This window comes from Mesorhizobium sp. M0047 (assembly GCF_040323315.1).
Classification (GTDB): domain Bacteria; phylum Pseudomonadota; class Alphaproteobacteria; order Rhizobiales; family Rhizobiaceae; genus Mesorhizobium.
This window is the reverse complement of record NZ_JAMYUW010000030.1, coordinates 57,283-82,427: the sequence shown is the minus strand read 5'-3', so window position 1 is coordinate 82,427 and position 25,145 is coordinate 57,283. Positions and strand designations below refer to the sequence as shown.

At 63.1% G+C, this 25,145-nt stretch carries 25 protein-coding genes; 3 read left to right on the top strand and 22 right to left on the bottom strand.

Annotated elements, in window-relative coordinates; all coding sequences use genetic code 11:
* From NKJ89_RS24750 to NKJ89_RS24735, 4 genes are all read right to left on the bottom strand, one after another.
* The coding region (locus NKJ89_RS24750) for a cation diffusion facilitator family transporter (protein ID WP_352606359.1) at nucleotides 1-743 on the bottom strand (743 nt) is incomplete at its 3' end.
* Nucleotides 744-751: 8 nt separating this feature from the next.
* Nucleotides 752-1,033: a metal-sensing transcriptional repressor gene (locus tag NKJ89_RS24745; RefSeq protein ID WP_023758556.1), complete on the bottom strand. Its 282-nt coding sequence runs from the start codon at nucleotides 1,031-1,033 to the stop codon at nucleotides 752-754.
* Between the two features lie 216 nt (nucleotides 1,034-1,249).
* Nucleotides 1,250-1,528 (bottom strand): hypothetical protein, encoded by a 279-nt coding sequence (locus NKJ89_RS24740; protein WP_352606357.1) that lies wholly within the window; start codon nucleotides 1,526-1,528, stop codon nucleotides 1,250-1,252.
* Between the two features lie 258 nt (nucleotides 1,529-1,786).
* Entirely contained in the window at nucleotides 1,787-2,110 is a 324-nt protein-coding gene (locus tag NKJ89_RS24735; RefSeq protein ID WP_352606355.1) for a hypothetical protein, read from the bottom strand.
* 278 nt (nucleotides 2,111-2,388) lie between these two features.
* Here NKJ89_RS24735 and NKJ89_RS24730 point away from each other — a divergent pair, with 278 nt between their 5' ends.
* Complete coding sequence (locus tag NKJ89_RS24730) at nucleotides 2,389-2,601, top strand: hypothetical protein (RefSeq protein WP_352487311.1); 213 nt, start codon at nucleotides 2,389-2,391, stop codon at nucleotides 2,599-2,601.
* A gap of 311 nt (nucleotides 2,602-2,912) precedes the next feature.
* Here the strand turns inward: NKJ89_RS24730 and recQ are convergent, their stop codons facing one another.
* Nucleotides 2,913-4,748, bottom strand: a complete 1,836-nt coding sequence (gene recQ / locus NKJ89_RS24725) for a DNA helicase RecQ (RefSeq protein WP_352606353.1) — start codon at nucleotides 4,746-4,748, stop codon at nucleotides 2,913-2,915.
* Nucleotides 4,748-5,410, bottom strand: coding sequence for a sulfotransferase family protein (locus NKJ89_RS24720; protein ID WP_352606351.1), 663 nt, complete (start codon nucleotides 5,408-5,410; stop codon nucleotides 4,748-4,750). Before NKJ89_RS24720 ends, recQ begins: the two co-directional genes overlap by 1 nt.
* Nucleotides 5,411-5,865: 455 nt before the next feature.
* Here NKJ89_RS24720 and NKJ89_RS24715 point away from each other — a divergent pair, with 455 nt between their 5' ends.
* On the top strand, nucleotides 5,866-7,287 hold the full coding sequence (locus NKJ89_RS24715; RefSeq protein WP_352606349.1) for a coniferyl aldehyde dehydrogenase: 1,422 nt from the start codon (nucleotides 5,866-5,868) through the stop codon (nucleotides 7,285-7,287).
* A gap of 174 nt (nucleotides 7,288-7,461) precedes the next feature.
* Here the strand turns inward: NKJ89_RS24715 and NKJ89_RS24710 are convergent, their stop codons facing one another.
* The 8 genes from NKJ89_RS24710 to uxaC form a co-directional block, all read right to left on the bottom strand.
* A complete protein-coding gene (locus tag NKJ89_RS24710) occupies nucleotides 7,462-7,797 on the bottom strand; it encodes a cupin domain-containing protein (RefSeq protein WP_352606347.1) in 336 nt (111 codons plus the stop codon).
* A 12-nt stretch (nucleotides 7,798-7,809) separates the two neighbouring features.
* Nucleotides 7,810-8,574, bottom strand: coding sequence for a 2-dehydro-3-deoxy-D-gluconate 5-dehydrogenase KduD (kduD, locus tag NKJ89_RS24705; RefSeq protein WP_352606345.1), 765 nt, complete (start codon nucleotides 8,572-8,574; stop codon nucleotides 7,810-7,812).
* Entirely contained in the window at nucleotides 8,571-9,422 is an 852-nt protein-coding gene (kduI, locus tag NKJ89_RS24700) for a 5-dehydro-4-deoxy-D-glucuronate isomerase (RefSeq protein ID WP_352606343.1), read from the bottom strand. Before kduI ends, kduD begins: the two co-directional genes overlap by 4 nt.
* A gap of 21 nt (nucleotides 9,423-9,443) precedes the next feature.
* Nucleotides 9,444-10,220 (bottom strand): FadR/GntR family transcriptional regulator, encoded by a 777-nt coding sequence (locus NKJ89_RS24695; protein ID WP_352606341.1) that lies wholly within the window; start codon nucleotides 10,218-10,220, stop codon nucleotides 9,444-9,446.
* Nucleotides 10,221-10,288: 68 nt separating this feature from the next.
* The gene (locus tag NKJ89_RS24690) at nucleotides 10,289-11,569 is read right to left on the bottom strand and encodes a TRAP transporter large permease (RefSeq protein ID WP_352606339.1); all 1,281 of its coding nucleotides are present in this window, start codon (nucleotides 11,567-11,569) and stop codon (nucleotides 10,289-10,291) included.
* On the bottom strand, nucleotides 11,569-12,096 hold the full coding sequence (locus tag NKJ89_RS24685; protein WP_352606337.1) for a TRAP transporter small permease: 528 nt from the start codon (nucleotides 12,094-12,096) through the stop codon (nucleotides 11,569-11,571). The genes NKJ89_RS24690 and NKJ89_RS24685 overlap by 1 nt, the downstream gene beginning before the upstream one ends.
* Before the next feature lie 58 nt (nucleotides 12,097-12,154).
* Nucleotides 12,155-13,132 (bottom strand): TRAP transporter substrate-binding protein, encoded by a 978-nt coding sequence (locus NKJ89_RS24680; RefSeq protein WP_352606335.1) that lies wholly within the window; start codon nucleotides 13,130-13,132, stop codon nucleotides 12,155-12,157.
* A gap of 33 nt (nucleotides 13,133-13,165) precedes the next feature.
* On the bottom strand, nucleotides 13,166-14,578 hold the full coding sequence (gene uxaC, locus NKJ89_RS24675) for a glucuronate isomerase (protein WP_502904150.1): 1,413 nt from the start codon (nucleotides 14,576-14,578) through the stop codon (nucleotides 13,166-13,168).
* A 145-nt stretch (nucleotides 14,579-14,723) separates the two neighbouring features.
* Between uxaC and NKJ89_RS24670 the strand changes: the two genes are divergently transcribed.
* On the top strand, nucleotides 14,724-16,244 hold the full coding sequence (locus NKJ89_RS24670) for a mannitol dehydrogenase family protein (RefSeq protein WP_352606333.1): 1,521 nt from the start codon (nucleotides 14,724-14,726) through the stop codon (nucleotides 16,242-16,244).
* 51 nt (nucleotides 16,245-16,295) lie between these two features.
* Here the strand turns inward: NKJ89_RS24670 and NKJ89_RS24665 are convergent, their stop codons facing one another.
* The 8 genes from NKJ89_RS24665 to NKJ89_RS24630 form a co-directional block, all read right to left on the bottom strand.
* Entirely contained in the window at nucleotides 16,296-16,703 is a 408-nt protein-coding gene (locus NKJ89_RS24665) for a F0F1 ATP synthase subunit epsilon (protein WP_352606331.1), read from the bottom strand.
* Nucleotides 16,704-16,801: 98 nt separating this feature from the next.
* Nucleotides 16,802-18,373, bottom strand: a complete 1,572-nt coding sequence (atpD, locus tag NKJ89_RS24660) for a F0F1 ATP synthase subunit beta (protein WP_352606329.1) — start codon at nucleotides 18,371-18,373, stop codon at nucleotides 16,802-16,804.
* Between the two features lie 70 nt (nucleotides 18,374-18,443).
* Nucleotides 18,444-19,328 carry a F0F1 ATP synthase subunit gamma gene (locus NKJ89_RS24655; RefSeq protein WP_352606327.1) on the bottom strand — a complete coding sequence of 295 codons (885 nt, stop codon included), beginning with the start codon at nucleotides 19,326-19,328 and terminating at the stop codon, nucleotides 18,444-18,446.
* A 46-nt stretch (nucleotides 19,329-19,374) separates the two neighbouring features.
* On the bottom strand, nucleotides 19,375-20,904 hold the full coding sequence (gene atpA / locus NKJ89_RS24650; protein ID WP_352606325.1) for a F0F1 ATP synthase subunit alpha: 1,530 nt from the start codon (nucleotides 20,902-20,904) through the stop codon (nucleotides 19,375-19,377).
* Complete coding sequence (locus tag NKJ89_RS24645; RefSeq protein ID WP_352606323.1) at nucleotides 20,904-21,464, bottom strand: F0F1 ATP synthase subunit delta; 561 nt, start codon at nucleotides 21,462-21,464, stop codon at nucleotides 20,904-20,906. Before NKJ89_RS24645 ends, atpA begins: the two co-directional genes overlap by 1 nt.
* Before the next feature lie 246 nt (nucleotides 21,465-21,710).
* Entirely contained in the window at nucleotides 21,711-22,106 is a 396-nt protein-coding gene (locus tag NKJ89_RS24640; protein WP_352606321.1) for an AGROH133_08824 family phage infection protein, read from the bottom strand.
* Nucleotides 22,107-22,201: 95 nt separating this feature from the next.
* Entirely contained in the window at nucleotides 22,202-22,897 is a 696-nt protein-coding gene (locus NKJ89_RS24635) for an aspartate/glutamate racemase family protein (protein WP_352606319.1), read from the bottom strand.
* A gap of 52 nt (nucleotides 22,898-22,949) precedes the next feature.
* Nucleotides 22,950-25,133 (bottom strand): primosomal protein N', encoded by a 2,184-nt coding sequence (locus NKJ89_RS24630; protein ID WP_352606317.1) that lies wholly within the window; start codon nucleotides 25,131-25,133, stop codon nucleotides 22,950-22,952.
* Between the last annotated feature and the right edge of the window lie 12 nt (nucleotides 25,134-25,145).

Here is a 25,145-nt window from a genome sequence, read left to right as displayed (position 1 = left end):
TCGACTCCGTCGAGCATGCGCGTCAACACGGCTTTCGACGACTGCCAGACGATGGCGAAAATCGCCACGGTGATCAGCAGCCCGATGATCGGATCGGCAAGCGGAAAGCCCAGCCAGACGCCGATAGCGCCGAGCACGACCGCTAGGCTGGTGAAGCCGTCGGTGCGGGCATGATAGCCGTCCGCGATCAGGGCTGCGCTGTTGATCTCTCGCCCGACGCGGATACGAAATACGGCGACCGCTTCATTGCCGATGAACCCTATGAGGCCGGCGATGGCGACCCATCCGAGAAATGCGATGGGACGCGGATTGATCAGCCTGTCGATCGCCTCGTAGCCGGCGACGATGGCGCTGAACAGGATGATGAGAACGATGACGATCCCAGCCAGATCCTCGACCCGGCCCAGTCCGTAGGTGAACGTCTTGCTCGGTTTGCGGCGGGCCAGCACGAAGGCGATCCACAGCGGAATGGCAGTAACCGCGTCGCCGACATTGTGGATCGTGTCGGCCAGCAGCGCCACGCTGCCGGAGAGGAACACGACCACAAGCTGGAGCGCTGCCGTGATGGCCAGAACGACGAATGACCATTTGATCGCCCAGATGCCGCGCGTTGTCGTGGCGATCGTCGGATCGATGACGCCATGGGTGTGGCCATGGCGACCATCACCGTGGTCATGTCCGTGGCCGCTGAAGCCCTCTGTCATAGGGCCGAAGCCGAACCAGTCCCGCACTCTACCCAGCATGACGTTTCTCACAGGTACTTGGTAATATCCTTGAACTCATCGATCGAGCGGCGCTGCTCGCGCGCCAAGGGCCCGACGACATCTTCAAGGCAATGGTTGAGATGATCCTGGATCAGGGTCTTCTTGGCTTGCGAGATGGCCTTCTCGACAGCATGAAGCTGCTGGGCGAGGTCGAGGCAGGGCCGGCCCGCTTCGATCATGTCGATGACGCCCTTGAGATGTCCATCGGCCCTTTTCAGGCGCTTGACGATATCGGGATGGGTTTCGTGGATGTGGGATTGGCCGCTCATGCGACGGATACTATCCTCCTGGAGGGGATGTAACAAGCCTCAGAAGGGCCTCGATCGCAGCCCTAGCCATTGCGAAACTTTTTGAGAGTCGCCCCATTCCCACCAAGGATGATATTCCTATCTTGGGAATGTAAAGCCCGATTGATATGGCCCGGATGCGGTTTTCGTTCCGCTGTCAACTCGAAGGCGGACCGGTGCCCGCCTTCGACGGTCGGCCTAGCTGCCCATCTTCTTCGCCATCGCGCAGAATTCTGCATGCGACTTGTTAAGCGTGGTATCGCCGCAGTCTTTCAACACCGCCTTCTGTTCATCGGGTTTCATGGCCATCCATGCGGTCTTGAAATCCTTCTCCGTCCTCAACGTTTTCATCCCGGCGTCCGTGAAGAACGGTGACATCTTTGCCGGATCGTCGAGTGCGGATGTGCTGCCAGCAACTGCGGCGCCGGCCATCATCGCAAGCGCCATCGCGCCCATTGTGAGCATTTTCATGTTCATTGTTTCCTCCGTCGTTAGGTCATTCAGCATGACCTTTGGGGAAACGTGGATCACTGAACTCGGTTCCCGGCGCGTTCCATTAGCCCAACCCCCTGCATGATGAATTTGTAGATCGTGCCTACAAAAAAGCCCGCCGCTGCTGAGGGTGAGCGACGGGCCTTGCTATGGCGGCACTGTAACACAGCCGCCTAGGAATGATGCCCCGGATGGGAAAGGAAAGCAGACATGATCGCCGTGTGGTTCGCTATCCCGGCGCGTTTAGTTGGGATCGCCGGACCTTGAGCCCCCGTGGGCACCGCCACCGGCATTGTCTGATCCGCCGTGCTGGTTGTCGGACTGACCTCGCCCGAACTTATAGCCGCTATTGGAGGAGCCTACGTGAACGTGGTTCTTGTCACCTGATCCTTTACCGGAACGTGATCCACTTGATTTGGCCACCGCCTCGGAGTTCAAACTTGTGCCGAGCAGAAGTGTTATGGCCGGCGGCGTCACGGTTGCGAAACGGCCAGCCTTCTTCAGAAAGTCGCGGCGCGCTTTGGCCTCCGATACCTGCTTGTTTTGCCCTGTGCTTTCAGTTGCCATTTCAGCACTCCTTTAAGCTACCCTAGTCTTCATTGCAGAAAATAACATTGCTCCAAAAGGCTTAGGTTAGTTGGTTTCAGGTCTTGATCAGTAGGGAATGGAAACGTTAGTGGGGCGCGCATGCCGAAACCAAAATGCCGACTTAAATTCAAATTGCGCACTACCGAGGAGCTCGTCAAAGAGTGGACGCGAGCCAGTAATTTGACGGAACGCGATAGGCATTTCGCATATCAGTCCGGCCTCCTGTATGCTTGGCGCAAGAGCATGGGAGAAAAGCCGTGTCCCGAGAGCGTGACGCGCGTATGTGGCGCGAGGCCGGGAAACTTGTGGAATCCGGCGACTACGAAGGGTGGCAGGTCATCGAATGGGAGCTTCGCAAAAGAGGGTTCCCACGCGCCAAGCTATTGCTTGATAACGACCGGATCCGCGACAAATTGGATCAGCTCTGCAAGAGCGCACAGGCGCAACGCGCCTATGCCAACCGGACCTAACGGCCAGAAGCGCCCGCCGCTGTGATCGGCAATGCGTCCGCGCGTTGCGACGAATCTAACGATCTGCGAAACCAAGAGGCGGCTCTGGTTTCGGCGTCGCTTTGCTCAGACCGCCGTCGTGGTCATCCTATCAACCGCCACGATTATCACCATCCGGACTTGTTATTCGGGCCACAGTGGTTTTCCGAAAAGGAACAGCACAACCGTAACAACGCAGATCTGAGCACCCGCCACTAGGGTGCTACAATGACGGGCGCCCCATCTGCAGCGTGGCGACCGTCCTGTCGTCGAGCAGACCAGTCTCGCAATCCTCAGGCCGAGCCATCGGATTGATGCCCCGCAATCACGCTCAAGAAAACCTGCCCGAACTCCTTCAGCTTTGCCGCCCCCACGCCATTCACTTCGGCGAAGGCGTCGAGGTCGCGCGGGCGGCGCTCGGCCATGTCGATCAGCGTGCGATCGGAAAACACCACATAGGCCGGCACCTGGCGCTCTTTGGCCAGGCGCAGGCGCAAGGATTTGAGCGTGGCCAGCAGAGATGCATCCACGCCTTCCGCGTTCATACCCTCGGCCGCTCGCATCTTGCGCAAGGCGCGGCTGCGCACCTCTACACGATAGTGGAACGGCATCTCGCCACGACCGAGTGCATGGCCCTTTTCGGCGATGGCGAGACCACCATGGCCGCTCGGATCCGGCTCCAGGAAACCGCTCGCGGCGAGCTGCCGGATCAGCGACAGCCAGAAATCCTTCTTGTGCGCCAGCCCGCTGCCGAAGCTGGCGAGCCTCTGGTGGTTCCTGGCCAGGATCTTCTCTGTCTCATGGCCAAGCAGGATGTCGATGACATGGCCGGCACCGAAGCGTTCTCCGCTCTGCGCGATGGCCGCCAGGATGGTCCGTGCTTCCGCTCCGCCATCGGCGCGCGGCGCCTGGTCGAGACAGGTGTCGCAATTGCCGCAAGGCTGCGCTTCCTCCCCGAAATAGCCCAGCAGCACCTGGCGGCGGCACTGCGCCGTCTCGCAATAGCCGATCAGCGTGTCGAGCCGGCGATGCGAGCGCCGTTTGTGCTCGACGGCGGCATCCTCGTCGTCGATGAACAGCCGCCGCATACGGATGTCGCCAAGGCCGAACAGCATATGCGCTTCCGCATCCCGCCCGTCGCGGCCGGCGCGGCCGATCTCCTGGTAGTAGGCCTCCAGGCTGCCCGGCATATCGGTGTGGAAGACATAGGCGACGTCAGGCTTGTCGATGCCCATGCCGAAGGCGATGGTCGCCACCATGACGACGCCGGACAAAGTCATGAAGGCGTTTTGATTCGCATCACGCGCCTCCTTGCTCATGCCGGCATGATAGGCGAGCGCGGTGACGCCGTTCTTTTCGAGGAAGGCTGCCATCTCTTCCGTCTTCTTGCGCGACAGGCAATAGACGATGCCGCTGCGGCCGGGATGACGCTCGACGAAGCGCAGCAACTGGCGCTTGCTATCCTGCTTGGCCTCGATGGCAAGCTTGATGTTCGGCCGGTCGAAGCCCAGCACCAGGGTTTCGACACGCTCAGCAAACAGCCGGGCTTCGATGTCGGTGCGCGTGCTCTCGTCGGCGGTCGCGGTCAGCGCGATGATCGGCACATTGGGGAAAATGCCGCGCAGCCGCGACAAGTCCTCATACTCGCGCCGGAACGCCGGGCCCCATTGCGAGATGCAGTGCGCCTCGTCGACGGCGATCAGGCTGATATCGAGCCTGGCCAGCGCGTCGAGCATCCGTTCGGTCATCAGCCGCTCCGGCGCGAGGTAGAGCAGGCGCGTCTGGCCCGAAGCGACGCGTCGCCAGGCGGCGATATTGGCGTCGCGGTCGATCGAGGAGTTGATCGTGTCGGCCGCCACGCCGGCAAGGCGCAAGGCGGCGACCTGATCCTGCATCAACGCCACCAGCGGCGAAACGACAATGGTGAGCCCGCCCAGAACCAGCGCCGGCACCTGGTAGCAGAGCGATTTGCCCGCACCCGTCGGCATGACGGCCAGCACGTGCCGCCCGGCCAGCAGCGCATCCATGACATCGGCCTGGCCGGGGCGAAAATCATCGAAGCCGAACACGTCCTTCAGCACGCGCCGCTTGGGATCCTGCTCTTCTGTCGCGATGACAGCCGCCTGCATCACGGAGCGTCCGTGGTCGGCGCGCTTACCGCCATATCGTACCCGAACTCGGCACAGAAGCGCCCGACGCGGGCGAGAAATGCCGGCGACAGGCCCCTGAGATAGATCCGCAATTCTTCATTGCTTTCCCATTTTCTCAACGATGTCACCCGGATCGGATTGTCCGGATCCTCGCTGAAGCGAATCCGCGGCGTCAGCCCGAACGACTGCGCGATCCTCTCCTGCATGGCATCGGGCGCGCCGACCATGTCTTCGTAACGAACAAAAAGTATCTGCCTGTGCGGCTGTGCCTTCTTCAGCTTTATCAGCGCGTCGTATTCGGCCAGCCAGCGCTGCGGCGTGACGTGGAACCGACGCTCGTTGCGTGTTTGCGGATGCGAACTTGTCAGCGTGTCGAATGGGTGGCGCACGCAATAAATCAAGCCAATGGACGCAGGCAACTTCGCCAAATGCGCAAAGCTGCGCGCATCGCGCTTGACGACGAGGTTGGATTCCGGCCGGTCCAGCATGTCCAGGATTGTGTATCGCGCTTCGGGCGGATGGACGAAAGTGTCCTCGAAACACCTCATCAGCCGCTGTGTCAGTGTCGTCCCGCTGCGCGCACAGCCCGAGATGAAAATTCTGTTGGCCGGCGTCGCGCGTGCGTATGTGCGTGTTTGCATGCGCCGTTTCAGGGACAGTGGTACCAGCCGCTGAAACTCCCGCACGACCCTCCGCGTGGCCGCACCGAACGCAACCTCAAGCCTGAGAGCGCCCTTCATCCGCAATTCCGCTTGCATAATACGGCGACCCGATCTTGCATCAGCGCCACCCAGTGCAAAACCTGCCGCTTGGGGTCCACGGCCAAGATGCTCGTCGCCCGCACTTGCATCAGGCAGACACCGAGCCGACATTTCGTGAATTGGAGAGGATGTGGAAACCGGTCAAAACGACTCTCCGCATGGGCACCTTGCCTTAGCCCAGCAGGCATAGGACCACAACAGGAACAGGTCAGTATAACAGGCCAACCGATCGGCGGCATCGAGCAAGGGCGGGCCTTCCCCAAGGGCACCCGCACCCCGCTGGTTCCCTCACGCACCACGATGTAAGCTCGGCCCGGCAAGCCAGGGAGGGCGCGATGCTGCAGACCAGACAGGATGCTCTCGGCGAGCGTTTTCGCTTGCAGCGTACGGCCTTCGAGGCGCAGCCTTTCCCCGACAATGGCGTCCGCAAGGATCGCCTGAAGCGCCTGCTGGCGCTGACCGGGCGGCATGAGGCCGAGATCTGCGCGGCCATTGACGCCGACTTCGGTGGCCGTTCCGCGCACGAGACGCGGCTTGCGGAATTGTTTGTCGTGCGCGCCGGCATCCGCCACGCGCTTTCCCATCTCAGCGGCTGGATGCGCGAACGTCGCGTTGCCACGAGCATGCCGTTCCTGCCGGGCAGAAATCGCCTCATCGCGCAGCCGCTCGGTGTCGTCGGCATCGTATCGCCCTGGAACTATCCCTTCCAGCTCGCTGTCGCGCCGGTGACCGCCGCCCTTGCCGCCGGTAACCGCGTGCTCATAAAACCTTCCGAACTGACGCCGGCGTTTTCGGCGCTGCTGGCCGAACTCGTTGCCGAGCATTTCGCGCCCGACGAGCTCAGCGTCATCACCGGCGATGCCGAGATGGGCAAGGCGTTCGTGTCGATGCCTTTCGATCATTTGCTGTTCACCGGCTCGACATCGGTCGGACGCCAGGTCGCGATCGCGGCGGCCGCCAACCTGACCCCGGTTACGCTCGAACTCGGCGGCAAGTCGCCGGCGATCTTCGATCCGTCATGCGATCTCGACGCGGCGGTATCCAGCGTCGCCTATGGCAAGCTGTTGAATGCCGGGCAGACCTGCATCGCACCCGACTATCTGCTGGTGCCGAAGGGACAGGCAGAAACGATCGCTGCCAAGCTCGCAATGGCGATCGCGAAGCTCTACCCGACCTTGCGCGACAACCCCGATTATACCGCCATTATCAGCGACCGGCACCACAAGCGCCTGCGCGACATGATCGTCGAGGCGCGCGATGCCGGCGCCGAAGTCACCGAGATCAACCCGGCCGGAGAGGAACTTGGTGCCACAAGCCGGAAGTTGCCGCCAACCCTGGTCCGCAACGCCGGTGCAAACCTGCGGTTGATGCGCGAAGAGATTTTCGGGCCGGTGCTGCCGATCGTCGAATATAACGGGATCGACGAGGCGATCGGCCATGTGAACCGGGCAGACCGGCCGTTGGCGCTTTACTGGTTCGGCCGCGACAACGGCAATCGTCAACGCATCCTGCATGAGACGGTCGCCGGCGGCGTCACCATCAACGACTGCATGCTGCATCTGGTGCAGGAGAACCAGCCTTTCGGCGGCGTCGGCGCCAGCGGCATGGGCGCCTATCACGGCGAATGGGGCTTCCGCACCTTCAGCAAGGAGAAGCCGGTTTTCCATCAATCCCGCCTGAGCGCCGGGGCCTTGCTGCGCCCGCCCTACGGCAAGACGTTCGAGCGGCTTTTCAGCCTGCTCCGGCACATCACCTGACCGAATGCAGCCGCCCAGCCATCACCACCATCCGCGCATTAAGACTATCTTCACCATCATGCGGCAGCTTCCGCATCCTGCGGTCATGTCTTGAGTACCGCGGCGCCACAAGCGCCCAGGCAACAACCCGCGCCTCTTCAGGGGCGCGGGTCTTCCCTCCTCGATCTCCCACCGTTAAGCGAGGAAATCGGCCCGATGCGGCGTAAAGCTGTCGACCAGCCGCCCCGCTTCGAGCGCCTTGACGCCGTGCACCAGACCGGAGGGCACGATGAAACTGCCGCCGGCCGCAATGGTTTCGGTCCGGCCGTCGATGGTCACCTCGAAGCGACCCTCGGCGACGTAGCTTGCCTGCACATGCGGGTGCGAATGCAGGGCGCCGACGCCACCCTTGTCGAAGCCGAATTCGACCATCATCAATTCATCGGTGTACAGGAGAACGCGCCGCCTGTTGCCGTCCGGCGTCGCCGTCCACGCGCCCTCGCCGGCATGCGCGAAAATCTTTGCGGTCATCGTCATCTCTCCTCATCGCGCCAGCCAGCCGCCATCCACCGGCACCACCGCGCCATGCATGTAGTTCGACGCCGGCGCCAGTAGGAACACGGCGGCATCGCCAATGTCTGCCGCTTCGCCCCAGCGGCCGGCCGGGATGCGCGCCAGGATGGCGGCGCTGCGGTCGGGATCGGCGCGCAGCGCCTGCGTATTGTTGGTCTCGATATAGCCCGGCGCGATGGCGTTGACGTTGATGCCCTTTTGCGCCCATTCGCAGGCGAGCAGCCGGGTAATGCCGAGCACGCCATGCTTCGAGGCGGTATAGGACGCGACCCGGATGCCACCCTGGAAACTCAGCACCGAGGCGATGTTGACGATCTTTCCCTGGCGCCTGCCGGCCAGGACACGCCTGGCAAAGGACTGGCAGAGCAAGAAAGCCGTCTTCAGATTGAGGTCCATGACGTCGTCCCAATCGGTCTCGCTGAGATCGACGGCATCGGCGCGCCGGATGATGCCGGCATTGTTGACCAGCCCGTCGAGCGGACCGCTTTCCTCCCAGATACGGTCGAGCAATGGGCCGGCGGCCGACGTATCGGCAAGATCGGCGCTGACCGCCTCGAATTGCCCGCCCATCGCGGCGACCCTGCTTGCCGTATCGTCCATCGACGAGCGGCCGACGCCGATCACCACGCCGCCGGCGCGTGCGATCGACACCGCGATGCCCTGGCCGATGCCGGTGTTGGCGCCGGTCACCAGGATGCGCTTTCCGGCAAGGCTGAAGGCGGAGAGGTCGCTCACCGCAGATCGTCCAAGCTTACCGGATCGACATCGGTATAGTCGACATTGTCCCCGGCCATTGCCCAGATGAAAGCGTAGTTGGAGGTGCCGGCGCCCGAATGGATCGACCAGCCCGGCGACAGCACCGCTTCCTCGTTGCGCACCACCAGATGGCGCGTTTCGTCCGGCTCGCCCATGAAGTGGAAGACGCGCGCCGTCTCGGCCAGGTCGAAATAGAGATAGGCCTCCATGCGCCGGTCATGCACATGGCACGGCATGGTGTTCCACACCGAGCCCGGCGCCAGCTGCGTCATGCCGACCACCAGCTGGCAGGTCTTTGCACCCTCGGCATGGATGAACTGGAAGATCGAGCGTTCGTTGCAGGCATCCTTGCTGCCGAGATCGAGGCGCTTGGCATCGCCGATGCGGATCAGCTGGCTGGGCCAGGCGTGATGCGCCGGCGCGCTGAGCAGATAGAATTTTGCCGGCACGCCCTTGTCCGCCGACGCAAACGACACGTCGGCTGATCCCATGCCGAGATAGAGCATGTCGCGCGCCTGCAATTCAAAGGACTGGTCGCCGGCCTCGATGACGCCTGCCCCACCGATGTTGACGGCGATCAGCTCGCGGCGGTCGAGGAAGTTCTTGGTGCCGGTCGGCTTGATCGCTTCCAGTTGAAGCGGCAAGCCGGTCGGCACGGCGCCACCGACGATCATGCGGTCGTAATGGGTGTAGGTCAGGCTGATGCGGCCGGGCTGGAACAGGTGGTCAATGTGGAAATTGTGACGCAGCTCATCGGTTCCCATCGCCGCGGCGGCGACCGGATCGATGGCAAATCGTGAGGTGAAGTCGGTATGGCTCTGGCTCATTATAGTCCTGACTTGCGATGATTATTCGCCGCTAGCGGCGGCTTTGACCGAGTCGGTGTAGAAAGCCTGACGCGCATGCAGGCGCTCGCGGTAGCGCTGCTGGCTGGCGGTGAGGTGTTTCCGCATGGCCTCACGCGCGGCCTCGGCATCGCCCGATGTAATGGCGTTGAGGATCACCAGATGCTCGCGCTGCAGCCCGCGCTGGTAGCTGTCGGACTGCACAAGCTCGGTCGACCAGGGAGAAGTCACGTCGCACGGAATGGCACGCCGGCCGAGCACATCGAGCATCTCGACATAGAACGGGTTGTTGGTGGCGCTGGCGATCGCGCGGTGGAAGGCGAGATCGGCCGGGCCGGTCGGCTCGCTGGCGAGCAGCAGCCGCTCGAACTCGAAGAACGCTTCCTGGATTGCCGCCTCCTGCGCGGCGTTGCGGCGGATGGCGGCGATCCCGGCAGATTCGATCTCGATCGCAAGCCGCACTTCGAGCACGTTGAGCGCGATCGAATCCTTGCTGCCCATGTCGGCGGCCAGCGCGCCGAACATCGTCGAGATGTGCTCGGTGACGAAGACGCCGGCGCCCTGGCGCGGCTCGACCAGCCCATCGGCGGCAAGCTTGGCCAGCGCCTCGCGGATGACGGTGCGGCTGACGCCGAAGGTCTCGGTCAGCTGGCCCTCGGTCGGCAATTTGTGGCCAGGCTGAATCTCGCCCGCCTGCAGCTGCCTGCGGATCGCCGCGACGACGGTTTCCGACAGCTTGGGTTTTCTCTCGACCTTGAGGTCGTTTGCGGCAGCGGACACGTGGTGGTCTCCTTAAGCAATCCCGGAAAAGCGTGAAACGGTTTTCCGTCCGGAATTGCGTCAAAACTCTAGTGGAACAGGCTCGGCAGCCACAATGAAATCTCCGGTATGTAGGTGACAAGCATCAACACGACGAAAGCCGCGCCGTAGAACGGCCAGATCGAGCGCATCGCCGTCCAGATCGGGATCCGTCCGATGGCGCAGCTGACGAACAGCACCGCCCCCACGGGTGGCGTGCACAGGCCGATGCCGAGATTGAGGATCAGGATGACGCCGAAATGCACGGGGTCCACGCCATAGGCCATCACCACGGGCAGGAAGATCGGCGTGGTGATGATGATCAGTGGCGACATGTCCATGAACGTGCCGAGGATGAGCAGCACCACATTGATCATCAGCAGGATGACCAGCTTGTTGTCGGACACGGACTGCAGGAAGGCGACGAGCGCGGCGGGGACCCTGAGATAGGCCAGCAACCAGCCGAAGGCGGCAGCACAGCCGATGATCATCAGCACCATTGCCGTCGTGCGCACGGCTGCCGTTGTGGCGGCGACGAAGTCGTTCCAGCTCATCGAGCGGTAAATGACAAGCGTCACCAGGAAAGCGTAGACGATGGCGATGCACGAGCTTTCAGTGGCCGTGAAGATGCCGGAGCGGACGCCGCCGAAGATAATGCCTATCAGGACCAGGCCCGGAATCGCGGCGACAAGCAGTTGCAATGCGCGGCCGAAACCCGCGAACGGCTCGGTCGGATAGCCGCGACGGCTGGCGACCCAATAGGCGGTGATCATCAGAGACAGCGCCAGCAGCAGGCCGGGTATGACGCCCGCGGTGAACAGGTCGGCGATCGAGATGCGCCCGCCGGCAGAGATTGAATAGATGATCATGTTGTGCGAGGGCGGGATCAGCAGCGCAATGATGGCGCCGACGGAGGTGATGTTGACGGCATAGTCGATGCCATAGCCGCGCGCTTTCATCTGCGGGATCATCAGCCCGCCGACCGCCGAAGCATCGGCCACGGCCGAGCCGGAAATGCCGCCGAACATGGTCGAGGCAGCGATGTTGACCTGCCCCAGCCCGCCACGCAGGTGACCGACCAGGGAACCGGCCAGCGCCACCAGCCTGGCTGCGATACCGCCACGCACCATCAGGTCGCCGGCGAAGATGAAGAACGGGATGGCCATCAGCGAAAATACGCTGACGCCGGAGTTGAGACGCTGGAACACCACGAGCGGCGGCAGGTCCAGCACCAGCACCGTCGCGAAGCTGGCGACGCCGAGGCAGAACGCGATCGGTGTGCCGATGATCAGCAGGAAGACGAAGGTGCCGAACAGAACCGTCAGTGCCATCACAGACCCTCCTCGCCCGTGGCGTACTGATCAGCATCGACCGGCAGTCCTGCAAACCGCCCGGCCAGCCGCTCAAGCGAAAACAGGCAGACAAGCGCGCCGCCCAGGATGACCGGCAGGAAACCGACGCCGCCCGGGAAGGCAAGAGACGGCATCACCGTGTTCCAGGTCAGCCTGGCAAGCTGGACACCGTAGACGATCATGCCGGCGCCGAAGGCGAGCACGACGATGTCCGAAATGCTGCGCAGCACCGCCTTGGCGGCGGTCGGAAGGAAATAGAGCAACACATCGAACCCCAGATGGGTGCGCTCGCGAACACCGACCGCTGCCCCCAGGAAGATGAACCAACCCATCAAAAGCACCGAGAAGGGTTCCGTCCAGCTTGGCGAACTGTTGAGGATATAGCGCGAAAATACCTGCCAGAAGATGATCACCGTCATCAGGGTCAGTCCGATGCCGCTGATCCACAGCGCAAGCCTCGCCAATCCTGACAGCAGCCGCTCTATTGCGAGCCAAAATGGTTTCATATGCACGCCTCCCCCGGATGATGGCGCGGACATCGCGCCATCATTTGCCACGAACGGGTTACTTGGTTGCCTGGATACGTGATGCGAGGTCTTTCAACTCGGGCGTCGACAGATACTTGTCATAGACCGGCTTCATCGCATCGATCAGCGGCTGTTTGTCGATCTCGCTGACCTTGACGCCAGCCTTCTCGACGATGTCGCGCGACTTCTTCTCCTGCGCGTCCCACAATTCGCGCATCTTGACGACGCTGTCTTTTGCCGCTTGCCGGACGATCGCCTGGTCTTCCGGCGCGAGCTTGTCCCAGCTCGCCTTCGACATCACCAGCACTTCCGGAACGATCTGGTGCTGGTCCATGGTGTAGTGCTTGGCAACCTCGTAGTGCTTGGCGGATTCGAAGCTCGGCCAGTTGTTCTCGGCGCCGTCGATGACGCCCGTCTGCAAAGCCGAATAGACCTCGCCATAGGCCATCGGCGTGGCATTGGCGCCCAAGGCGTTGACCATATCGACGAACACATCGGACTGGATGACACGGAATTTCATGCCCTTCATGTCGGCCATCGAAGTGATGTCCTTCTTGGTGTTGTAGAAGGAGCGGGCGCCGGAATCGTAGAAGGCGAGGCCGACGAGGTCATGCGCCTCGAAAGCCTTCAGGATCTCGTCACCGATCGGCCCATCCATCACATGCCGCATATGGTCGACCGACCGGAACATGTACGGCAGGGACGGAACCGCCGTTTCCGGAACGACGCCGTTGAACGGTCCCATCGAGACGCGATTGAGGTCGATGACGCCGGCCTGGGTCTGCTCGATCGTGTCCTTTTCCTCTCCGAGCTGCGCCGAATGGTAGACCTCGACCGAATAGCGGCCATTGGTGCGCTGCTTGATCAGGTCGCCCATGTATTTGACCGCCTCGACGGTCGGATAGCCGTCGGGATGGGTATCCGATGACCTCAGCACGGTGTCGGCATTGGCAATGCCAACCAGCAGTGAGCCGAAGGCGAACGTGGCCGCCGTCAATTTCGAAAAATGCAACATAACTTCCTCCCTTTCAAAATCGTAGCGCCCGGCTCAGAGCCGGTACGCCTTCTTCGCAAGCGTGTAGGCAAGCTCCCGCGCCAGCTCATGCGCCTCGTCCTCGCGCAGCCTGTGCTCGGCGACGAGACGCGCGAGGAACGCGCAGTCGACCCGGCGCGCCACATCGTGACGCGCCGGAATGGATGGGAAGGCGCGGGTGTCGTCGTTGAAGCCGACGGTGTTGTAGAAGCCGGCCGTCTCGGTGGTCATCTCGCGGAAGCGCCGCATGCCTTCCGGGCTGTCGTGAAACCACCAGGCCGGCCCTAGCTTCAGCGCCGGATAGACGCCGGCAAGCGGCGCCAGTTCGCGCGCGTAGCTGGTCTCGTCGAGCGTGAAGAGGATGATCGTGAGGTCGCGTTCCAGCCCGACGCAGTCGAGCAACGGTTTCAGCGCCGTCACATAGTCGGTCCGGGTCGGGATATCGAAACCCTTGTCGCGACCGAATCTTTGGAAAACGGCCGTCGAATGGTTGCGCCAGGAACCGGGATGGATCTGCAGCACAAGCCCGTCGTCGAGGCTCATCTTGGCCATCTCGGTCAGCATCTGGGCGCGGAACAGTTTCCGCTCGCGCTCGTCGTCGGAACCGCGGCGAATCCGATTGAACAGCTCCTCGGCCGCCGCTTCGGAGAGATTGGCGGTCTCCGCCGTTGGATGGCCGTGATCGGACGAGGTCGCGCCAAAACTCTTGAAGAAGGCGCGCCGCTGGCGATGCGCATCGAGATAGCCGGTCCAGTTGCCGGTGTCGCAGCCGGTGATTTCGCCGAGCCGGTCGAGATTGGTTGAAAACCCCTCGAAGTCGGGATCGACGACGGCGTCGGGCCGGTAAGCCGTCACGACACGGCCCTGCCAACCACTGTCGCGGATCATCTGGTGCCATTTGAGATCGTCGAGCGCGCCCTCGGTCGTCGCGATGACCTCGATGTTGAAGCGCTCGAACAAGGCGCGCGGGCGGAAATTCTCCCACTGCAGCAGCGTTGCGATGGTGTCGTAGTGGCCGTCGGCGGTCGCCGCGTTCAGCGGTTCGCCGATGCCGAACAGATCGGCGAGCACATGATCGAGCCACAGCCGGGTCGGCGTGCCCCGAAACAGATAATAGTGCTCGGCAAAGCGCCGCCAGATCGTCCGGCCGTCGGTCTGCACCGGCGTGCCGTCGAGCGTCGCCACGCCGAGATCCTCGAGGCGAACCCCCTGGCTGAACAGCATGCGGAAGATGTAGTGGTCCGGCACGATGAGCAATTGCGCCGGATCCGGGAACGGCTCGTTCAGCGCGTACCAGCGCGGATCGGTGTGACCATGCGGGCTGACCAGGGGCAGATCCTTGATCCCGGCATAGAGATCGCGGGCGATCGAGCGCGGAAGCGCCTCGGCAGGAAACAGCAAATCCGCATTGGTCAGTGCCACGATCATCCTCCCAGGGCCGCTATCTGGTAGGGTCGACAATAAATAATGTCAACATACAAACACGCGCTTGTTGTATGATGACTTGTCGGCCCATTGTGTGGCACAAGTCTGGATGTTACGCCGCTTGCCGACCACTCCCCGAGGGCGATTCATGCCATCCGAACAGACCAGCCGCGCCACGACGCCAAAACGCCTTTCATCGATAACGGCGGGGACATTGCCGGCTTCGGTCGTGACACCTTCGTATGATCGCAGCCACGTCGTCCCGGGCATCGTGCATCTCGGTGTCGGCGCCTTCCATCGCGCCCATCAGGCGGCTTATGTCGATGATTGCCTGGCGGCCGGCGAGACAGGCTGGGGCATCGTCGGTGTGTCGCTGCGCAGCGCCGACACGCGCGACGCGCTCATGCCGCAGGATGGGCTCTATACGCTGGCAATCAGAAGCAGTGGAACCGAAAAGCTTCAGGTCATCGGCTCGATCGCCTCGATGCTGGTGGCGCCGGAAGACCCAAGCGCGGTGCTGGCCGCGCTGACCGATCCGCGCACGCGCATCGTCACGCTGACGATCACCGAAAAGGCCTATCTGCGGGCGGCTGGCGGTGGATTGGACGCCGCTCATCCCGATATCGTCAACGACCTGGCAAATCCGAGCATGCCGAAGACGGCGCATGGTTTTCTGGCCAAGGCGCTTGCCCAGCGACGCGCAGCCGGCACGCCGCCATTCACCGTGCTGTGCTGCGACAACCTGCCGGCCAACGGGGCCACGCTGCACCGGCTGCTGATTGAATTCGCCGAAATGCGAGATGCCAGGCTCGGCGCGAAGGGCGATGCCACACTCGCCAAACACATCGCCGATGCGGTCGCCTTTCCGTCGAGCATGGTCGACCGCATCGTACCGGCGACCACAGATGCCGACCGGGCGCGAATCGCTGTCGAGCTTGGCGTCGAAGATGCATGGCCCGTCATGACCGAGCCTTTCTCCCAATGGGTGATCGAAGACAATTTTCCGACGGGCCGGCCGGCCTGGGAAAAATTCGGCGCCACCATGGTCGACGACGTCAGGCCGTTCGAAGACATGAAGCTACGCCTGCTTAACGGATCGCATTCGGCGATCGCCTACCTTGGCCTGCTCAGCGGCCATGCCACCGTCGATCGCGCCTTCGCCGATCCGGCGATACGGGCCTTTGTCGATAGACTCTGGGCCGAGGCTATCCCGACGCTGCCAAAAAATGCCGGGCTCGACACTGCAAGTTATACCGCCGAGCTGGCAGAACGCTTCTCAAACAAAGCACTTGCCCACCGCACGGCGCAGATCGCCAATGACGGCAGCCAGAAACTGCCGCAGCGCATCGTCGCTTCCGCCTTGGAGAGCATCGAAGCCGGCGCTGTGCCCGAACACCTGACACTGGCGATCGCCGCCTGGATCGCGGCCTGCGAAGCACGCAGCAAGACCTTGCCGGAGAGCCATTTCACCGATCCGCTTGACGCGCCGTTGACGGCAATCGGCGACAAGCGCCTGTCGGCTGCGGAAACCGTCGTGTCGGTTTTTGATCTGGCTGGCTTTGCCAAGGAGGAGTCCGGGCGCGCAAACCTGATGGATCTCACGACCGCCCATCTCGAACAGTTACGCCGTGACGGACCGGCAGCTGCCTTCGCTGCATTGGGCATCTAACAAAAAAGCGAGGCAAGGCCCCGCTTTTCGATCAATCGTCTGAAGCAGACTTTAGGCCGGCAAGATGGCAGCTTCCAGCGTGGTGAGCTGGCTAAGGAACTGTTCAGCCTTGCTTCGCACCTGGTCGTCCTTGGCGTCGGCGGCGTCTTCCCTGGCCTCCTGGATGCGGCGCGCGAGATCGGCGCGGTCGACATCCTTCACCGCGACAGCCGATTCCGCCAGCAGCGTACAGCCGGCCGGAACGATGTCGGCGAAGCCGCCGAACACCACATAGCGTTCTTCACCGGCCGCCGCGGTCTTCACCGTGACGACACCCGGCTTGATCGTGGTCATGACCGGGGCGTGATGCGCCATCACGGTCATCTCGCCTTCGGCGCCGGGAATGACGACGGAATCGACCTCGGCGGAAACAAGCAGGCGCTCCGGCGAGACCAGTTCGAACTTGAAAGCTTCAGCCATGTCAATTTAGCGAATAGCGAATAGCGAGTAGCGAGTAGTCAGAAGAATTCGCCGGCCCATATTCCCTATTCGCTACTCCCTATTCGCTATTCGCTTGATTACGCCGCTTCAGCCGCGAGGCGCTGTGCCTTCTCGACTGCTTCCTCGATGCCGCCGACCATGTAGAAGGCAGCTTCCGGAAGGTGATCGTAGTCGCCGTTGCAGAGGCCCTTGAAGCCCTTGATGGTGTCGGCGAGGTCGACCAGCTTGCCCGGCGCGCCGGTGAACACTTCGGCGACGAAGAAGGGCTGCGACAGGAAGCGCTCGATCTTGCGGGCGCGGGCCACGGTCTGCTTGTCCTCTTCCGACAGCTCGTCCATGCCCAGGATGGCGATGATGTCCTGCAGCGACTTATAGCGCTGCAGGATCGACTGCACCTGGCGCGCGACGCCATAGTGCTCTTCTCCGACGACCAGCGGGTCGAGCATGCGGGAGGTCGAATCGAGCGGATCGACGGCCGGGTAGATGCCCTTTTCGGCGATGGCGCGGTTCAGCGTCGTCGTCGCATCAAGGTGAGCGAACGAGGTCGCTGGCGCCGGATCGGTCAAGTCGTCGGCGGGCACGTAGATGGCCTGCACCGAGGTGATCGAACCCTTGGTGGTGGTGGTGATGCGTTCCTGCAGCGCGCCCATGTCGGTGGCGAGCGTCGGCTGATAGCCGACCGCCGACGGGATACGGCCGAGCAGAGCCGACACTTCCGAACCCGCCTGCGTAAAGCGGAAGATGTTGTCGACGAAGAACAGCACGTCCTGGCCCTGGTCACGGAAATATTCGGCAACAGTCAGGCCGGTCAGGCCGACGCGGGCACGCGCGCCCGGCGGCTCGTTCATCTGGCCGTAGACGAGTGCGGCCTTGGAGCCTTCGCCGCCGCCCTTCTTGTTGACGCCGGATTCGATGAACTCGTGATAGAGATCGTTGCCTTCGCGGGTGCGCTCGCCGACGCCGGCGAACACCGAGTAGCCGCCATGCGCCTTGGCGATGTTGTTGATCAGTTCCTGGATCAGCACGGTCTTGCCGACGCCGGCGCCGCCGAACAGGCCAATCTTGCCGCCCTTAGCGTAGGGAGCCAGCAGGTCGAGCACCTTGATCCCGGTGATCAGGATCTGTGCTTCCGTCGACTGCTCGACATAGGTCGGAGCCGGCTGGTGGATGGAGCGCATTTCGATCGCGTCGACCGGGCCTTCTTCGTCGACCGGCTCGCCGATGACATTGATGATGCGGCCGAGCATGCCCGGGCCGACCGGCACGGTGATCGGCGCGCCGGTGTCACGCACGTCCTGGCCGCGAACCAGACCTTCGGTCGAGTCCATGGCAATGCAGCGCACGGTGTTTTCACCCAGATGCTGGGCAACTTCGAGCACGAGGCGGTTGCCGACATTGGTCGTCTCGAGCGCGTTCAGGATCGCCGGCAGGTGATCGCCGAACTGCACGTCGACAACGGCGCCGATGACCTGGCGAACCTTGCCTACAACGCCGGTTGCCTTGCTCGCCAGGGCGGCCGTGTTGGCCGGAGTTGCCTTCGCTGCTGGAGCCTTGGCCGCCGCCTTCGCGGGGGCTGCGGTCTTCGCGGCTGCTGCCTTGGGGGCCGCCGTCTTGGGAGTCGCCTTCTGGGGGGTCGCTGCTTTCGCCATCGTCTTTACCCTTTTTCGTCCTTTGTTTCTCACGCGATCCGGTCGCGGGTCGATGACCCGCGGACCGCGCCTAGAGCGCCTCGGCGCCCGAAATGATTTCGATCAGTTCCTTGGTGATCTGCGCCTGCCGCTGGCGGTTGTAGGTGATCGACAGCTTGTTGATCATCTCGCCGGCGTTGCGCGTCGCATTGTCCATGGCGCTCATCTTGGCGCCCATTTCGCCGGCCGCGTTTTCGAGCAGCGCCCGGAAAACCTGCACCGAGATGTTGCGCGGAATGAGGTCGGAGAGAATTTCGCCCGGCTCCGGTTCGTACTCATAGACGGCGTTTCCGCCATCCGTCACTTCCGCCTGAGCCGAAGCAACGCCCGCCGGAATGATCTGCTGCGCTGTCGGGATCTGGCTGATCACCGACTTGAACTGCGAATAGAACAACGTGCAGATGTCGAAGCTGCCCTCGTTGAAGAGCTGGATGACCTTCTTGGCGATGGCATCGGCGTTGACGAAACCAAGCGTCTTGACCTCGCGCAGATCGACGCGGTCGATGATCAGCGACGCATAGTCGCGGCGCAGGATGTCGAAACCCTTCTTGCCGACGCAGATGATCTTGACGTGCTTGCCGTCGGCCAGCAGCTTGCGGATATGGTCTCGCGCGTGGCGCGCGATCTGCGAATTGAAGCCGCCGCACAGGCCGCGCTCGGCAGTGCAGATGACGAGCAGATGCACGTCATCCTTGCCAGTGCCGGTCATCAGCGCCGGGGCATCGCCACCGCCGCCGATCGCCTGGGTGATGTTGGCCAGCACGGAACCCATGCGCTCCGAATAGGGGCGCGCCGCTTCCGCGGCCTCTTGCGCGCGGCGCAGCTTCGCCGCGGCGACCATCTGCATCGCCTTGGTGATCTTCTGCGTCGCCTTGACCGAGGCGATGCGGTTACGAAGGTCTTTTAACGAAGGCATGCTTCAAACCTGATCCCGTCTTGTCTCATCCCGACTGGCGCTTCGCTCAGGCGAACGTCTTGGCGAAAGCGTCGATCTCGGCCTTCAGCTTGGCGCGCAGATCGTCCGACAGCGCCTTTTCCTTGCGGATGGCGTCGAGAATGTCCTTGCCGGCTGCACGCATGTGGCTGAGCAGGCCATGCTCGAACTTGCCGACCTGGTTGACCGGCAGCTTGTCGAGATAGCCGTTGACGCCGGCGAAGATCACCGCGACCTGCTCTTCCGTCTTCAGCGGCGAAAACTGCGGCTGCTTGAGGAGTTCGGTCAGGCGCGACCCGCGGTTGAGCAGACGCTGCGTGGCGGCGTCGAGATCCGAGCCGAACTGCGCGAAGGCCGCCATTTCGCGGTACTGCGCGAGCTCGCCCTTGATCGAGCCGGCAACCTGCTTCATCGCCTTGATCTGCGCGGCCGAGCCGACACGGCTGACAGACAGGCCGACGTTCACGGCAGGACGGATACCCTGGAAGAACAGGTTGGTTTCGAGGAAGATCTGGCCGTCGGTGATCGAGATCACGTTGGTCGGGATGTAGGCCGACACGTCGTTGGCCTGCGTCTCGATGATCGGCAGTGCGGTCAGCGACCCACCGCCCAGATCGTCGTTGAGCTTGGCGGCGCGCTCGAGCAGGCGCGAGTGCAGGTAGAAGACGTCGCCGGGATAGGCTTCGCGGCCCGGCGGGCGGCGCAGCAGCAGCGACATCTGACGATAGGCGACGGCCTGCTTCGACAGATCGTCATAGCTGATCAGCGCATGCATGCCGTTGTCGCGGAAGTACTCGCCCATGGTGGCGCCGGCGAATGGCGCCAGGAACTGCATCGGTGCCGGATCGGAAGCGGTGGCGGCGATGATGATCGAATATTCGAGCGCACCGCGCTCTTCCAGCACCTTGACGAACTGCGCGACGGTCGAGCGCTTCTGGCCGACGGCGACGTAGACGCAGTAGAGCTTTTCCTTCTCGGGGCCGTTGTCGTGCACCGACTTCTGGTTGAGCATGGTGTCGAGGATGATAGCGGTCTTGCCGGTCTGGCGGTCGCCGATGACCAGCTCGCGCTGGCCGCGGCCGACCGGGATCAGAGCATCGATGGCTTTGAGGCCGGTCGACATCGGCTCGTTCACCGATTTGCGCGGGATGATGCCGGGCGCCTTGACGTCGACGCGCTTGCGCTCGACTGCCTTGATCGGGCCCTTGCCGTCGATCGGATTGCCGAGCGCGTCGACGACGCGGCCGAGCAGGCCGGGGCCGACGGGAACGTCGACGATGGCGCCGGTGCGCTTGACGATGTCGCCTTCCTTGATGTCGCGGTCGGCGCCGAAGATGACGACGCCGACATTATCGGCTTCGAGGTTGAGCGCCATGCCGCGGATACCGCCCGGGAATTCGACCATCTCGCCGGCCTGGACATTGTCGAGGCCGTAGACACGGGCGATACCGTCACCGACGGACAGCACCTGTCCAACTTCGGAGACCTTGGCCTCCTTGCCGAAATTCTTGATCTGGTCTTTCAGAATTGCGGAAATTTCCGCGGCGCGGATGTCCATCAGCCGACCTCTTTCAGTGCAAGCTTGAGCGAATTGAGTTTGGTTTTGAGCGACGTATCGATCTGGCGCGAGCCCATCTTGATCACCAGCCCGCCAAGCAGCGACGGATCGACGGTGACGGAGATGGCCACGTCCTTGCCGGCAACGCTCTTCAGCGCGGCCTTGAGTTCAGTCTGCTGGGCTGTCGTCAGCTCATGCGCCGACGTCACTTCGGCAGCGGTCTCGCCACGATGTTCGGCGGCGATCCTGCGGAACGCCCTGATCATGCCGGGAATGGCGAACAGGCGGCGGTTGCGGGCGACGACACGCAGGAAATTGCCGGTGAGGCCAGTAATCCCGGCCTTGTCGGCGATCGCCGCGATGGCTTTGGCCTGATCCTCGCTGGAAAACACCGGGCTGTTGATCAGGCGGGTAAGGTCCGCGCTGCCCGCGAGCATGGCTTCGAAGCTGTTGAGGTCGGCTTCGACCTTGGCGACGGAATTTGCCTGCAGGGCGAGTTCGAACAGCGAACCCGCATAGCGTTCTGCGACACCTGAGATTGGCGATGACGATTGAGCCACGGACCGTCTTTTCTCTTGTCTGACAGGCCGTAGATTGTTGGCGCGAGCAAAAACTCTGGCTAAATCTTTGACCTTACTGCATTTTTTCGAGCACGGAGGCGCGGCTTCCGCTATCCCCGGCCGAAAGTCGATTGCCGTCTAGCACAGGCATTTTAAGACCGCAATGCGTCGTTCCGCATGGTTTTCAGGCACTATTGTCGCATCCGGCGAAAGTCGTCGCCCTTCCATCGCGGAATACCTAACGATTCAAGGCAGAAAGCCAAAGGCGAAGGCAAGCGGCAGCGCCGCCAGCGCCAGTTCCACCACGATGGAAACCCAATTGAATGGCGTGTTGGCGCCATCCGACATCATCGACAGCAGCCGACCAAAGGCGGTGAACAGCCAGGAGAAGCCAAGCGTCATGTAGATCAGCGGCTGCGCCAAGAGGATGCAGCACAGGCCGACGCCGAGATAGAAACCCGACATCCTGCCGCGTCCCTCGGCGATCGCCGCAGCCTTCTCGGGCTTGGCCTGCAAGCGCAGCGCACGGAAGGCGAGGCCAGGTGCCAGAAAGAACAAAAGTCCGAGCAGCACGGTAATGACGGCGCTCGACCACGCCAGCCATTCGCCCTGGGTCGTCGGCCACGGAAGCGCAAAATCCATCTTGTCCCCTCGAAATGCCTGTTTGCAATTTCGGGGCATTCTAGCGGAGGAAAAACCCGGCGCCAGATGGCTCCCGGCACTTTGGGCGAAACACGTCAACTGAGCGCAAATTCGATCGCCGCCTCGGCATGGATGCGCGTCGTGTCGAAGACCGGGATGTCGAAATCCTGCTGGCCGATCAGCATGGTGATCTCGGTGCAGCCCATGATGACGCTGTCGGCGGCCTCTTCGCGGCGCAGGCGTTCGGTCTCGGCGATATAAGCCGCCTTGGAGGCTTCGGTGACGATGCCCTGGCACAATTCCTCGTAGATGACGCGATGGACCATGTCGCGCCCGGCCGCGTCGGGCACCACTGGCGAGAGGCCATATTTGTCGGCGAGCCGGCCCTTGTAGAAATCCTGCTCCATGGTGAAACGCGTCGCCAGCAGTGCCGGGCGCTGCATGCCGGCGCGCTTGACCGCCACCGCCGTGGCGTCGGCGATGTGGATCAACGGGATCGACACCGACGCCTGCACCTGGTCAGCCAGTTTGTGCATGGTGTTGGTGCACAGAAGCAAGCCTTCCGCGCCGCCGGCCTCGAGCTTGCGCGCCGCTTCGACGAGAAGCACGCCGGCGCCCTCCCAGTCACCATGATGCTGCCGCTCGGCGATTTCGGCAAAGTCGAACGACCACAGCAGGAGTTTCGCCGAATGCAGCCCACTCAGCCGCTCGCGCACGATCTCGTTGAGCAGGCGGTAATAGATGGCCGTTGATTCCCAGCTCATGCCGCCCAGAAGGCCAAGGGTTTTCATAAGATCTTCCATTCCTCGCTGACCTGCGGCCAACTATTCTTGCAAACGCGATCTACAAAAAGCTCTGCGGGTCGATATCCACCTGCACCCGGACCGAACCGCGCTGTTTCGGCCCCTTGGCCAGCATGGCGCGGATAAAGCCTTGCATGTCGGCGCGCCGTTCGCCCTGGATCAGCAGGCGGAAACGGTGTCGGCCGCCAAGCAGGGACAGCGGTGCCTCGGCCGGCCCCAGCACAAACAGGTCGGTGGCTTCGGGCGCAGCGCGGCGCAGGCCCCGTGCATGGCCCTCGGCTTCGGCTCGCGTCACCGCGCTGACGATGACACCGGCCAGCCGGCCGAAGGGCGGCAGGGCGGCCCGCTCGCGCTCGGCGATCTCGCGCTCGTAAAAGGCCTCGGCGTCACCGGAGACGATCGCCCTCATCACCGGATGGTCCGGCTGGAAGGTCTGTAGCAGGCCGAGGCTCTTCTTACCGGTACGGCCGGCGCGGCCGGTCACCTGGCTGAGCAGTTGGAAGGTGCGCTCGGCGGCGCGCGGATCACCATTAGCAAGGCCGAGATCGGCATCGACGACGCCGACCAGCGTCATGTTGGGGAAATTGTGGCCCTTGGCGACGAGCTGCGTGCCGATGACGATGTCGGCCTCGCCATTGGCGATCGCCTCCAACTCCAATCGCAGCCGCCGCACGCCGCCCATCAGGTCGGACGACAAAACGATGGTGCGCGCGTCGGGAAAATGCGCGACGACCTCTTCGGCGATACGCTCGACACCTGGCCCGCAGGCGACCAGGTGGTCAAGCGTGCCACATTCCGGGCAGGCTTCGGGACGGCGCTCATTGTGCCCGCAATGATGGCAGACCAGCTGGCCGCGAAAGCGGTGCTCGACCAGCCAGGCCGAGCAGACCGGGCAACCGAAGCGATGGCCGCAGACCCGGCATAGCGTCAACGGCGCATAACCGCGCCGGTTTAGGAAGAGCAGCGACTGCTCCTTCCTCTCCAGCGTCTGGCGCATCTGGTCGAGCAGCACCGGCGACAGGAAGCCGCCGCGCGCCGGCGGTGCGCGGCGCATGTCGATTGCCTTGAGATGGGGGAGCGCCGCCTCGGCGAAACGGGCAGAAAGAACGGCTCTGTTGTATTTGCCTTGGCTCGCATTGACCCGACTTTCCACCGATGGCGTCGCCGACGCCAGCACCACCGGAAAGCTGCCGATATGGCCGCGCACCACCGCCATGTCGCGCGCATTGTAGAAGACGCGGTCCTCCTGCTTGTAGGCAGGGTCGTGCTCCTCGTCGACGACGATCAGGCCGAGTTCCTTGAACGGCAGGAACAGCGCCGAGCGCGCGCCGGCGACGACCCGCACGCCGCCTTCCGCCACTTGCCGCCACACTTTTTCGCGCATCCGCGGCGGCAGGTCGGAATGCCATTCGCCCGGCTTGGCACCGAAGCGCTGCTGGAAGCGCTCGAGAAAGGCATGCGTCAGCGCGATTTCCGGTAGCAGGATCAACACCTGCTTGCCCTGGTCGAGCGCGGCCGCCACCGCCTCGAAATAAACCTCCGTCTTGCCCGATCCGGTAACGCCGTCGAGCAGTGCGACATTGAACACGCCGGCTGCGACATTGGCGCGCAGCATCAGCGCCGCGTCGCTCTGGTCCGGCATCAGTTCCGGTGTGGCGTAGATGGAATCGGGCGCGGCCACCACCGGGCGCGGCGGGATCATCACCGTCTCGAAGACGCCTTGCGCCCTCAGGCCGTCGATCACCGTCGACGACACGCCTGCGGCATGAGCCAACCCGGACCGCGTCCAGGCAAGGCCGCCTTCGGCCGTCTCCAGCACCCGCTCCCTGGCGGCCGTCATCCGGTCGGGCACCAGAAGCGTGCGCTGCAGCCCCTCGATCCATGGTTCGGGATCGAATGCTTCCGGTGCCCTGAGCAGCATGCGCGCCACCATGCCCGGTGGCGACAGCGTGTACTGCGCCACCCAATCGACGAAACGGCGCATCGCGCGGTCGATCGGCGGGCAGTCGAAGACCTGCTCGATCGGGCGCAACTTCTTCGCATCGACCTTCTCGACCATGCCATCCCAGACGATGCCGGCTACCTGGCGCGGGCCGAGCGGCACGCGCACGATCGAGCCCGGCACCACGTGCATGCCGGTGGGCACGGCATAGGTGTAGGGGCGTTCGGCGGGCATCGGCACCAGCACCGGTGCGGCTGCGACAAAGGGCGAATCTTCGATCATGAGGCGTGACCT

Excerpts from the sequence above, each read along its gene's own strand:
- NKJ89_RS24745 (WP_023758556.1), bottom strand. The coding sequence starts at position 1,033 with ATGAGCGGCCAATCCCACATCCACGAAACCCATCCCGATATCGTCAAG.
- NKJ89_RS24740 (WP_352606357.1), bottom strand. The coding sequence starts at position 1,528 with ATGAACATGAAAATGCTCACAATGGGCGCGATGGCGCTTGCGATGATG.
- NKJ89_RS24735 (WP_352606355.1), bottom strand. The coding sequence starts at position 2,110 with ATGGCAACTGAAAGCACAGGGCAAAACAAGCAGGTATCGGAGGCCAAA.
- recQ (WP_352606353.1), bottom strand. The coding sequence starts at position 4,748 with ATGCAGGCGGCTGTCATCGCGACAGAAGAGCAGGATCCCAAGCGGCGC.
- NKJ89_RS24720 (WP_352606351.1), bottom strand. The coding sequence starts at position 5,410 with ATGCAAACACGCACATACGCACGCGCGACGCCGGCCAACAGAATTTTC.
- NKJ89_RS24715 (WP_352606349.1), top strand. The coding sequence starts at position 5,866 with ATGCTGCAGACCAGACAGGATGCTCTCGGCGAGCGTTTTCGCTTGCAG.
- NKJ89_RS24710 (WP_352606347.1), bottom strand. The coding sequence starts at position 7,797 with ATGACCGCAAAGATTTTCGCGCATGCCGGCGAGGGCGCGTGGACGGCG.
- kduI (WP_352606343.1), bottom strand. The coding sequence starts at position 9,422 with ATGAGCCAGAGCCATACCGACTTCACCTCACGATTTGCCATCGATCCG.
- NKJ89_RS24690 (WP_352606339.1), bottom strand. The coding sequence starts at position 11,569 with ATGGCACTGACGGTTCTGTTCGGCACCTTCGTCTTCCTGCTGATCATC.
- NKJ89_RS24685 (WP_352606337.1), bottom strand. The coding sequence starts at position 12,096 with ATGAAACCATTTTGGCTCGCAATAGAGCGGCTGCTGTCAGGATTGGCG.
- NKJ89_RS24680 (WP_352606335.1), bottom strand. The coding sequence starts at position 13,132 with ATGTTGCATTTTTCGAAATTGACGGCGGCCACGTTCGCCTTCGGCTCA.
- uxaC (WP_502904150.1), bottom strand. The coding sequence starts at position 14,578 with ATGATCGTGGCACTGACCAATGCGGATTTGCTGTTTCCTGCCGAGGCG.
- NKJ89_RS24670 (WP_352606333.1), top strand. The coding sequence starts at position 14,724 with ATGCCATCCGAACAGACCAGCCGCGCCACGACGCCAAAACGCCTTTCA.
- NKJ89_RS24665 (WP_352606331.1), bottom strand. The coding sequence starts at position 16,703 with ATGGCTGAAGCTTTCAAGTTCGAACTGGTCTCGCCGGAGCGCCTGCTT.
- atpD (WP_352606329.1), bottom strand. The coding sequence starts at position 18,373 with ATGGCGAAAGCAGCGACCCCCCAGAAGGCGACTCCCAAGACGGCGGCC.
- NKJ89_RS24655 (WP_352606327.1), bottom strand. The coding sequence starts at position 19,328 with ATGCCTTCGTTAAAAGACCTTCGTAACCGCATCGCCTCGGTCAAGGCG.
- atpA (WP_352606325.1), bottom strand. The coding sequence starts at position 20,904 with ATGGACATCCGCGCCGCGGAAATTTCCGCAATTCTGAAAGACCAGATC.
- NKJ89_RS24640 (WP_352606321.1), bottom strand. The coding sequence starts at position 22,106 with ATGGATTTTGCGCTTCCGTGGCCGACGACCCAGGGCGAATGGCTGGCG.
- NKJ89_RS24635 (WP_352606319.1), bottom strand. The coding sequence starts at position 22,897 with ATGAAAACCCTTGGCCTTCTGGGCGGCATGAGCTGGGAATCAACGGCC.
- NKJ89_RS24630 (WP_352606317.1), bottom strand. The coding sequence starts at position 25,133 with ATGATCGAAGATTCGCCCTTTGTCGCAGCCGCACCGGTGCTGGTGCCG.